General features: G+C 40.1%; 9 protein-coding genes and 1 tRNA gene. All 10 read right to left on the reverse strand.

The window, feature by feature from the left end; genetic code table 11:
* Nucleotides 1-24: 24 nt before the first annotated feature.
* Complete coding sequence (gene tyrA / locus BKK47_RS11960; protein WP_077495046.1) at nt 25-1,149, reverse strand: bifunctional chorismate mutase/prephenate dehydrogenase; 1,125 nt, start codon at nt 1,147-1,149, stop codon at nt 25-27.
* An 88-nt stretch (nt 1,150-1,237) separates the two neighbouring features.
* Nucleotides 1,238-2,158 carry a tRNA pseudouridine(55) synthase TruB gene (gene truB, locus BKK47_RS11965; RefSeq protein ID WP_077495047.1) on the reverse strand — a complete coding sequence of 307 codons (921 nt, stop codon included), beginning with the start codon at nt 2,156-2,158 and terminating at the stop codon, nt 1,238-1,240.
* Nucleotides 2,158-2,544, reverse strand: a complete 387-nt coding sequence (gene rbfA / locus BKK47_RS11970) for a 30S ribosome-binding factor RbfA (RefSeq protein ID WP_059366302.1) — start codon at nt 2,542-2,544, stop codon at nt 2,158-2,160. The genes truB and rbfA overlap by 1 nt, the downstream gene beginning before the upstream one ends.
* A 210-nt stretch (nt 2,545-2,754) precedes the next feature.
* A complete protein-coding gene (locus BKK47_RS11975) occupies nt 2,755-4,236 on the reverse strand; it encodes a nicotinate phosphoribosyltransferase (RefSeq protein ID WP_077495048.1) in 1,482 nt (493 codons plus the stop codon).
* 358 nt (nt 4,237-4,594) lie between these two features.
* Nucleotides 4,595-7,114, reverse strand: a complete 2,520-nt coding sequence (gene infB, locus BKK47_RS11980; protein WP_077495049.1) for a translation initiation factor IF-2 — start codon at nt 7,112-7,114, stop codon at nt 4,595-4,597.
* Between the two features lie 12 nt (nt 7,115-7,126).
* Nucleotides 7,127-8,614 carry a transcription termination factor NusA gene (gene nusA, locus BKK47_RS11985; protein WP_077495050.1) on the reverse strand — a complete coding sequence of 496 codons (1,488 nt, stop codon included), beginning with the start codon at nt 8,612-8,614 and terminating at the stop codon, nt 7,127-7,129.
* 17 nt (nt 8,615-8,631) lie between these two features.
* A complete protein-coding gene (gene rimP, locus BKK47_RS11990; protein ID WP_077475176.1) occupies nt 8,632-9,087 on the reverse strand; it encodes a ribosome maturation factor RimP in 456 nt (151 codons plus the stop codon).
* A gap of 170 nt (nt 9,088-9,257) precedes the next feature.
* Nucleotides 9,258-9,334: transfer RNA gene (locus BKK47_RS11995), tRNA-Met, on the reverse strand.
* A gap of 98 nt (nt 9,335-9,432) precedes the next feature.
* Nucleotides 9,433-9,567: a hypothetical protein gene (locus BKK47_RS12810; RefSeq protein ID WP_256856063.1), complete on the reverse strand. Its 135-nt coding sequence runs from the start codon at nt 9,565-9,567 to the stop codon at nt 9,433-9,435.
* Nucleotides 9,564-10,322: a BUD32 family EKC/KEOPS complex subunit gene (locus BKK47_RS12000; protein WP_077495051.1), complete on the reverse strand. Its 759-nt coding sequence runs from the start codon at nt 10,320-10,322 to the stop codon at nt 9,564-9,566. Before BKK47_RS12000 ends, BKK47_RS12810 begins: the two co-directional genes overlap by 4 nt.
* Nucleotides 10,323-10,472: the final 150 nt, after the last annotated feature.

The following is a 10,472-nucleotide window of genomic DNA, read 5'->3' on the forward strand; positions in this document are numbered from 1 at the left end:
GTCATTTTTTACCGCACTTTTCATTTATCCTTGTTTCAAATCATTCGCCTGTTGTAGCAATTGATGGCTTTCTTTTAGAAATTGTTCAGAGTACTCACCAAACCATTCCCTTACTTGATGAAAGGTATCAATAAATCCTTGACGGTCGTGATTTTCAAAAAATTTCAGTGCGTCCTCATAGGTTTGTTTTAGGCTTTCTATCACCTCTAGGTTTTCTGCTTTATCCATAATAATATCCGCATAAAGCTCGGCATCTTGTGCAAACAAACGACCGATCATTGCCAATTCCAAACGATAAATTGGGGAAGAAAGAGCGAGTAAATTGGTGAGATTTACCGGTTGTTTAGAAAGGTGTAAACCGTTGGCAAAGGTCGAAAAGTGACGTAAGGCTTGCACATAAGTCATATTATGATCGTGCTCGATAGCATCGATTTGATGAATTTTTGCACCCCAAATTTGAATTTGTTCAAGCAGCCATTTATAACGCTCAGGAAAACGCCCGTCACAACACACTACCACTTGTTTTGCCATACTGGTAATATCCGGTCCGAACATAGGATGTAAACCCACTACTGCGCCTTGGTGTATTTCCAACATTTTCACCAATGGTTCACGTTTTACCGAGGTGAGATCCGCCAGTAACATATTTTCCGTTAAATAAGGTTTTAAACGTTCAATGGTCTCAAGCGTATTGGCAATGGGCACGGACACAATCACTGCATCCGCATTGGCAAGAATTCTGTCCGCCACATCCCAATCATCACGTTCTAAAACGGAAATCGGATAACCGGAAGCACGCAAATAGCGGGCAAATAATCCGCCGAGTTTTCCATAACCACCCACAATCACAATTTTTTGGATATTAGGGTTGATAGTTTTAAAACCAAACTGGTTTTCATTAGTATAGGATTCCCGCATAAAACGGCGTAGTACATCTTCGATTAAATCCGGTGAAATACCCGCTTTCTCGGCCTCTAAACGACGTGCTTGCAACATAGCAACTTCACGATCCGGCGCATAAATAGGGAGACCGTGCTGATGTTTGACTTTGCCTACTTGTGAAACCAGTTTAAGGCGTTTAGAAAAAAGTTGAATAAGTTCGCGATCGAGCGAATCAATTTCAGAACGTAAATCGTTAAGTGCTTCCATAACCCACCTGTAATTTTTAATTTACACAATTTGTAAAAAATTAATTACAGGTGAGATTACTGGAATTTATAAAGAAAGGCAAATAAAATTATGCGGATTGTGTAATTAATCGTTGTGGACGGATAATATAGCCATCGATCAACGCGACGCCTAAAAATAAATTCTCTTCCGAAAACAACCGCACTTGTCCTTGTAAATTCTGATCGTTGGTAAATTTCACACGCTGACCAAAACCAATGGCACGGCTTTGTGCCTCATTCAAATGCAATGCCGGCAATTTGCTCACGGCAGTATCTGTTGGTAATAAATGCTGATCAAGTAAGGCTAAATCCTGCTGAGCGGCGAGGTTTTGTAATTCATCCCAGCTCATCATCGCCTCAATCGGATAATCCGCCACGGCAAGTCGGCGTAACATAGTGACGTGTGCGCCACAGCCCAACACTTCCCCTAAATCATCCACCAAGGTGCGAATATAAGTGCCTTTGGAGCAATGAACTTCCAAAGTTAAATAAGGGGCATGATATTCAATAAACTTAAGTTCAAAGATCGTGATTGGGCGGGCTTCACGCTCTACGGTAATGCCTTGACGGGCATATTCATACAAAGGTTTGCCCTGATGTTTTAAAGCTGAAAACATCGTCGGCACTTGCAAAATATCCCCCCGAAATTGCTCAAGTGCGGTCAAAATTTGCGGAGTTTCCACATTCACTGCTCGAGTTTCCACCACCAGCCCATCAGCATCGGAGGTATCGGTGCGCTCGCCTAATTTTGCAGTAACCAAATAACGCTTATCGGCATCCAATAAAAATTGCGAAAACTTAGTGGCTTCGCCCAAACAAATCGGCAACATTCCTGTTGCCAATGGATCTAACGCTCCGGTATGCCCTGCTTTATTCGCTTGGAAAAGGCGTTTTACTTTTTGCATTATCTCGTTGGAGGACATCCCCTGCGGTTTATCCAGTAGAAACACGCCGTCAATATCACGTCCTCGCTTGCGTGGTCTCGACATTATGCCTCGTCCTCAACGTGTTTGCGTTCATCTTCACGTACCACATTCGTCACCAAATTGGACATTCTCATACCTTCTACTAAGGATTGATCATAGATAAAACGAATTTCCGGCACAATGCGTAAACGCATCGCTTTGCCAAGCAGAGTACGAATATAAGGCGCAGCCTTTTCTAACCCTTTCATCCCCTGTTCAATCGCACTTTCATCATGATCAAACAAGAAGGTGACAAAAATTTTGGCATAAGCCAAATCACTCGATACCTCAACATCGGATACTGTCACCATACCAATGCGCGGATCTTTCACCTCACGTTGTAAAATCACCGCAATTTCTTTCTGGATTTCTTGCGCAACACGGTCGCTTCGTTTAAATTCTCGAGCCATTATTTTTTCCTATTTTCAAAATTCGTTTTAAGGCGAGGGATTATATCAAAATTTATCTCCAAAAACCGAAAAGTGCGGTCTGTTTTGGGGGAGTTTTTCGGTATTATGTAGCAAACGCACAAAAGTAGGAATTTCAATGAAATCTGACCGCTCTTTTATCTTTTCACTCGCAATGAAGTTATTTTAGTGATCTAAATTGAGATAATTTTTCTAATAGGAACCAACAAGCAAATTTTGTCTAATTTGATCGAAATCAGTTTGGCGTAACAGTTTGCCGTCTTCAAAGAGTATTTCTAATAAATCATCACTAAAGTCATCTTTTGCGGTTAATCCATCAAGATAGGTATCATAAGAAAGGACTTTAACACGGCCTTTTTGAGATTTCTTTAAGCCATTGTCGGTTTTAGGGTTTTTAAAGATCGCTTTTTCTTCACCATTAATCGTGATAGAGGTGGCTTTAATAGCGAATCCTAATGTATCACGTGTATTACGCTGATAAGTTTGCGCACCAACACCAAACACAATATTACTTGAGGCAAAGCCTTTGGTTTTTAATCCTTCTAAAATCTTCACCATTTTTTCATAAGTTACGCCATCGCCATAAATAGCACCAATATGGGGATCGAGAACTTTATAACCTTTCTGATTAACTGTGCCATCAAAAATATCCCATAAGCACTCAATCAGCCCTTTACGTTCATGTTCAGTATTTGCCGTAGGATCGCCACAAATAATCGCAAAAAAATCACCGCTATCAGGTCGAATAACTAAACGGGCATTTTCCGGTCTTGCCATAATTTCCTGCTTCAATAAAGGTAAATTAATCGTAATGTTATGCCAAAAATCAGTGGTATCCGACACAATTGACAACATGCTATTCGGGAATTTTGCCATTAAATAACGAAATGTAGGCAATTCATCAATACCATGTGAGCTCATCACTGAGTGTTCTGAAGCTGGTATTGAGGTGCCAATTAAATCCTTAGAGCCATAGTAGGCTTCAATGAAAGCGATCGCCGGAATCGTATCTGTACCTAAAAAAGAGGTTAAATGAGCCGCACCCGAAGTTTCCGCCGATTCTAAAGAACTCATACCACGCATTGAAAAATCGTGAGATTGAAATGGCACGTGATCTTGGTTATCACAGGTTTCATTTGCAAACTTAGCTAATAGTGTTCGACAGGCAAAAGCAATGGAAGCTGAGGTCATCGGCTGCCAAAGGGATACATTAATGAGTGTTTCTAAATAGTTTGTCAGCCAAAAGAAATCGGGATGGGTATTTTCAATCGTCATCACGGGAACTTTAATTGCTACGGTTTTTCCTTCAGGAATGGCGTTAATCCGAATGGGTAAGTAACCCAGTTCGTGTAGTTGTTTAATGTGTTCCCCTGTGTCATCTAACTGCAACGTTTTTCTAATAAAGGCTGAATATTCGGAAACAATTTCATCTTTATCCCGAAAAAAGAAGTTGTCATTAAAATAATGAATTAAATATTTAGTAATAAATGCTTGGAAACCAAAGGATACAACTCTTGTTAAATAAGGTGCATGTTTATTGCTACGAGGCGTAAATGTACTATAAAGAATTTGTGAACCTTCAGGATACATTATTCGGTGAGAGGTTTTATAAAAATCACATAGTAATGATGGTATGGCGCTGGCACGACTATAATTATTTAATAGATTATCCATAAAATTTATTACCCTATTACATCTAAGTTGGTTTTGTGGTTAATACCAAATAAAAAGCGGTTATTTCTTATCATAGAATATAACCGCTTTCAACATTTAGCAGATATTTGTCTTGTAACAAATGTTATTTTAGTGTTCTAGATAGTTGATATTTACCCTAAAAAGTGCGGTCAGACATTTCCAATGTTTTCAACATTATGTAGTGTTGCACAAATATGATTTTGGTTTTATTCGTAGGGACACACAGTGTATCTCTACGTTTCGTTGAAATTCCTTTTGTGCATTTGCTACATAATACCGAATATTTAAAATCTAACCGCAACGTTTAAAGGTTTTACAGGTTACTAAACCACAAAGATTAAATTGAGCGTTTCACTTCGACGACTTCAAATACTTCGATTTGATCGCCCACTTTGACATCATTATAGTTTTTTACACCGATACCACATTCCATATTGCTACGTACTTCGGCAACGTCATCTTTGAAACGACGGAGGGATTCCAATTCGCCTTCAAAAATCACCACGTTGTCACGTAACACACGGATTGGGTTATTACGTTTAACTATACCTTCTGTCACCATACAACCGGCAATCGCACCGAATTTCGGATGACGGAACACATCACGTACTTCTGCCAGACCAATGATTTCTTGTTTGAATTCAGGCTGTAACATACCGCTCATTGCCGCTTTGATTTCGTTAAGCAATTCATAAATAATGGAGTAATAACGTAAATCAATATTTTCGCTTTCAATAACACGGCGGGCTGAGGCATCGGCACGAACGTTAAAACCGACCATAATGGCATTGGACGCAGCCGCTAATGTCGCATCGGTTTCTGTAATACCGCCTACTCCAGAACCGACCACTTTCACTTTTACTTCGTCCGTTGAAAGTTCATGTAAGGCTTGAACAATGGCTTCCACAGAACCCTGTACGTCAGCTTTCACGATCACGTTCAATTCTGCTACATCACCTTCCGTCATATTGCTAAACATATTTTCAAGTTTCGCTTTTTGCTGACGGGCAAGTTTGACTTCACGGAATTTACCTTGGCGATATAATGCCACCTCACGCGCTTTTTTCTCATCACGCACGACAGTTGCTTCATCACCCGCTGCCGGCACACCGGAAAGCCCAAGCACTTCAACCGGAATAGATGGACCTGCTTCGTCAATTTCTTTACCATTTTCATCACGCATCGCTCTTACACGACCATACTCGAAACCACAAAGTACAATATCGCCTTTGTGTAATGTACCGGATTGCACCAAGATTGTCGCCACAGGGCCACGACCTTTATCAAGGTAAGATTCAATCACTACACCACTTGCCATACCATCTTTCACAGCGGTTAATTCAAGTACTTCTGATTGGAGAAGAATCGCATCTAACAATTCATCAATACCAAGACCTTGCTTCGCTGAAACCGGTACAAATTGAACATCACCACCGAATTTTTCTGAAATCACCTCGTGTTGAAGTAATTCTTGTTCTACACGATTAGGATTAGCTTCCGGTTTATCAATTTTGTTTACTGCGACCACTAATGGCGCACCCGCGGCTTTCGCATGCTGAATAGCTTCAATGGTTTGAGGCATCACGCCATCATCAGCCGCCACAACAAGAACCACTATATCTGTTGCTTTTGCACCACGAGCACGCATTGAGGTAAAAGCGGCGTGTCCCGGCGTATCAAGGAAAGTAATCATCTTGCCGTCATCCATTTCTACATGGTATGCCCCAATGTGTTGGGTAATTCCCCCGGCTTCTCCAGCGGCGACTTTCGCTTTACGTATATAGTCAAGTAAGGACGTTTTACCGTGGTCAACGTGACCCATAATTGTCACTACCGGCGCACGGGTTACTTTTTCTGCATTCACATCACGATCGCCGAGTACTGCTTCTTCAAGTTCATTTTCATTACGGAGAATCACTTTATGGCCGAGTTCTTCCGCCACTAACTGTGCTGTTTCTTGATCAAGTACTTGGTTAATTGTCACCATTTCGCCCATTTTCATCATCATTTTGATGATTTCGGTGCCTTTAACTGCCATCTTATTCGCCAACTCTGCAACGGTAATGGTTTCACCAATCACGACATCTGCTTTAGCGACTTGAACAGGTTTTGTGAAAGCCTGTTGTAATGCAGCCCCTTTCTTAGCATGTTTACCTTTACCCAATTTACCTTCTTTTTGGTTTTTACGGTTAGATTCACGCTCATTTCGACTATTCTTACTGTTATCGTCATCGCGACCGCCTTTTTTCGCTTTCGCGACTTTATTTTTTCCACGACCACGACTTTCATTACGGCGCTCTTCTTCATCTTCCGCTTCAAGGGCATATTTAGAGCTTAAATTGTAGTCAGAATAATCTTCTGAAGATGATTCGTTATCCTCATCATCCATCTCAGCATAACGTCTTGCTTCTTCAGCAGCTTTACGGGCTTGCTCTTCTGCTTTTTGACGGGCAACTTCTTCCGCTTTACGGCGAAGTTCGGCTTCTTCCACTTTGCGTTTTTCTTTTTCCACATCCACAGATTTAGGCTTAGAATCGACCGCACTTTTCGCAACTTTTACTTCCGCTTTTTCTTTCTCGGCTTTTGCTTTTTCCGCTTCTAAGCGTGCTTTTTCTTCTACTGCTTTCTTTTCTGCCGCTTTTTTAGCTTCCAATTCTTCTTGTTGTGCTTTTAATTTTGCCGCCTCTTCTGCTTTTTGAACCGCATCGGTTTTCACCGTACGTTTTTTACGCACTTCCACTTGAACCGCTTTACTTTTACCGGCTGTCGTTGTTCCGCTAACTGTTGTTTTCGTTCTGCGTTGAATACTTAATTTTTTCGGCGCTTCACTATCCGCTTTTTTTACTTCATCTGTCATGATTAATTCTCCTTATTCTTCGCTGAACCAACAAATATTACGTGCAGTCATGATCAACTCTGCGGCTTGTTCATCGGTTAATTCTTCAATATCCGCCAAATCATCAACACCTTGTTCGGCAAGCTCTTCGAGGGTAGTAATTTGTTTTTCGGCAAATTTAACTGCAATATGGCGATTCATACCATCCAAGTTTAATAAACGTTCTTCAATATTTGCCTTTTTCAATGTTTCTTCTTCTGCTACGGCTACCGCTGTAATCGCATTTTTAGCACGGGTTTGAAGCTCTTCAATAAGATCTTCATCTTCCAAACCATCGATTGCCGTTAATTCACTTACCGGCACATAAGCAATTTCTTCTAAACTTGTAAAACCCTCTTCCACAAGGATTTGGGCAAATTCTTCATCAAGTTCCAATGTATTCATAAATAAATTCAATGCTTTATTATCTTCTGCTTGATGTTTTTCATTAAGTTCTTCCGTCGTCATCACATTCAGTGACCAACCGGTCAATTGGGTAGCTAAACGCACATTCTGACCGTTACGTCCGATTGCTTGTGCAAGATTTGCTGCATCAACGGCAATATCCATCGAATGGTTATCTTCATCCACAATGATGGAATTGACATCTGCAGGCGCCATAGCGTTAATGACAAATTGTGCCGGATTATCATCCCAAAGTACGATATCGACACGTTCCCCGCCCAATTCATTAGTAATCGCTTGAACACGTGCCCCGCGCATACCTACACATGCACCAACAGGATCAATGCGTTTATCATTGGATTTCACCGCAATTTTTGCACGAGACCCCGGATCACGAGCCGCACCACGAATTTCAATCATCTCTTCACCGATTTCCGGTACTTCAATGCGAAATAATTCAACGAGCATTTCCGGTTTCGCGCGTGTAACGAATAATTGTGCGGTTTTGCTTTCCGGAACAATTTTATAAAGTACACCACGAACACGGTCTCCCGGACGGAAATTCTCACGTGGTAGCATATCTTCTCGAGCAATAACAGCTTCGGCTTTATTGCCTAAATCTAAGATAATATTCTCACGATTGACTTTTTTTACCGTACCGGTAACGATTTTACCTTCTTCGGAACGAAATTGTTCTACGACTTTTGCACGCTCCGCTTCACGAATTTTTGTACTAATAACTTGGCGTGCGGTTTGCATTGCAATACGGTCAAAAGCGATAGATTCAATTTGATCTTCCACATAATCGCCAAGTTGGATATTAGGATCATCAAATTGAGCTGCCTCTAAAGTAATTTCTTTTGTCGGCACTTTGACTTCATCGACCACCAACCAGCGGCGGAAAGTATCAAACTCCCCATTTTTTGGATTAATTGAAACACGAATATCGGTTTCGTATTCGTATTTTTTCTTAGTTGAAAGGGCAATTGCACTTTCTAAGGCTTCAAAAATTTTCTCACGTGGTAATAATTTTTCATTAGACACAGCTTCTGCTGCTAATAAAATTTCTTTACTCATTTTTCCTTTTTCTCCTTTTAGAATTTTGCAATAACATTTGCTTTTTGAATATTACCAAAAACGAAGGTTTGTTCTTGATTATCAACTTTTAACGTGAGCATATCATTTTCAATACGCTCTAATTTTCCTTGCCATTTACGACGTTCCATCATTGGAATACGTAAATGAATGAGAATTTCTTCACCAAGATAACGGTTGTATTGCGCCAATGTGAATAATGGGCGATCCAAACCGGGAGATGACACCTCAAGATTATATTTGTCGGCAATCGGATCTTCTACATCCAAAATTGCACTGACTTGGCGACTTACATCCGCACAATCATCGATAGTGACCCCCCCCTCTTTATCAATGAACACACGTACAGTCATAAAACGACCGGAACGTTGACACTCAATACCCCAAAGCTCGCAACCTAAATCTTCTATCGAACCTTGCAATATTTCTTGTAAATTCTGTTCTAAGGTAGCCAATCTTTACTCCTCTATTTATTAGAGCCCTAATCCTATACATATAGCAGAATCCCGTCTATATTGAATTTTAGGCGTAAAAAAAGGGTTAGGTTCATTGAACCTAAGCCCAGTTTTTAAAATTTCTCGTACAAAAAAACCCCAAATTTGGGGTTCTTTTACTGAACTTGTATTGGTTGCGGGGGCCGGATTTGAACCGACGACCTTCGGGTTATGAGCCCGACGAGCTACCAAGCTGCTCCACCCCGCGTCCGAAAGATGTCGCGTATTATAGTGGGCTATAGCGAAAGATCAAGCATTTTCTTAAAAATCTAAAAAAACACTATAATTTTTGACCGCTCTTAAGAGTTAGAAACCAAATCCGGTACCTAATCCCACCCCAACACCAACACCGTTACTACCGCCACCAACACCAATGCCTCCCCCGACAGAACAAGCACTAAGCAAAACGGATAGCATTAAAATTAAGAAGGCTTTTTTCATTCTTTTTCCTCGCTATATAATAAGTTGAATAAACGATAAATCGAAATGAGATCTTTCTTTGCAACCGGTTTAAAAGGCAGTAATAAGTAGTACACCCATCTAAACTTCGATAAATAGTTTTGCATTATTTCCCAGTTTCGGGAATTACAATGTGTTTGATAATAAAGTGCTATTTCTTTTACTAGTTCATCAGAAATCGTGTTTTTATGGCATAAACTGTCGAAGAAAAATAACATATCACGCACAATTAACCAATCTTTATTTTGGCTCTTTGAACGAAACTCAAAATCTAAAAAAATAACTTTGCTATTATTCCATACAATATCACGTATTGCCGGACGCCCATGCACCAATCCTTTTTTGTGTAATCCGATTAAGGCTTGGCTTGCATCAGAGAGAATTGAAAATCTTTGTTCTTCAGAACAGTTTGAATTATCCACCCATTGAGAAATGCTTATTCCTACATCTTCTAAGACAAAAAAATCTTTTCCGTGGTAAACAACTTTAGGAACAGGCACACCCTGTTTAAATAAATCTAAAAGCGTCATTAATTCATTTTCAAAAGACTTTTTGGGATGAGGCTTTAATAATAACCAAATCCCTGATAATCTTTCCGGTTGTTTCAACCAATATTCTTTCCCTTGATAACTAAATTTATATACTCGTTTACCTTTCTGCTCTTCTAAAACACGCTTAACATATGCCTGAAATTCGGCATTGACGCAAGATTTCGTCACAATATCACTCCAGTTCATTTATACTATATAATATAGTTTTACTATGTAAAAACCATGCGTATTCTACGGACTTATTTCAATCTTTCAACTTAATAGGTATTTTATGAAAAAACTCAAAATTTCTCTCTTTACTCTATTACTTGGGTTTTCTACCTGTCTCCCGGCACA

The organism is Rodentibacter mrazii (genome assembly GCF_001998825.1).
Lineage (GTDB): Bacteria > Pseudomonadota > Gammaproteobacteria > Enterobacterales > Pasteurellaceae > Rodentibacter > Rodentibacter mrazii.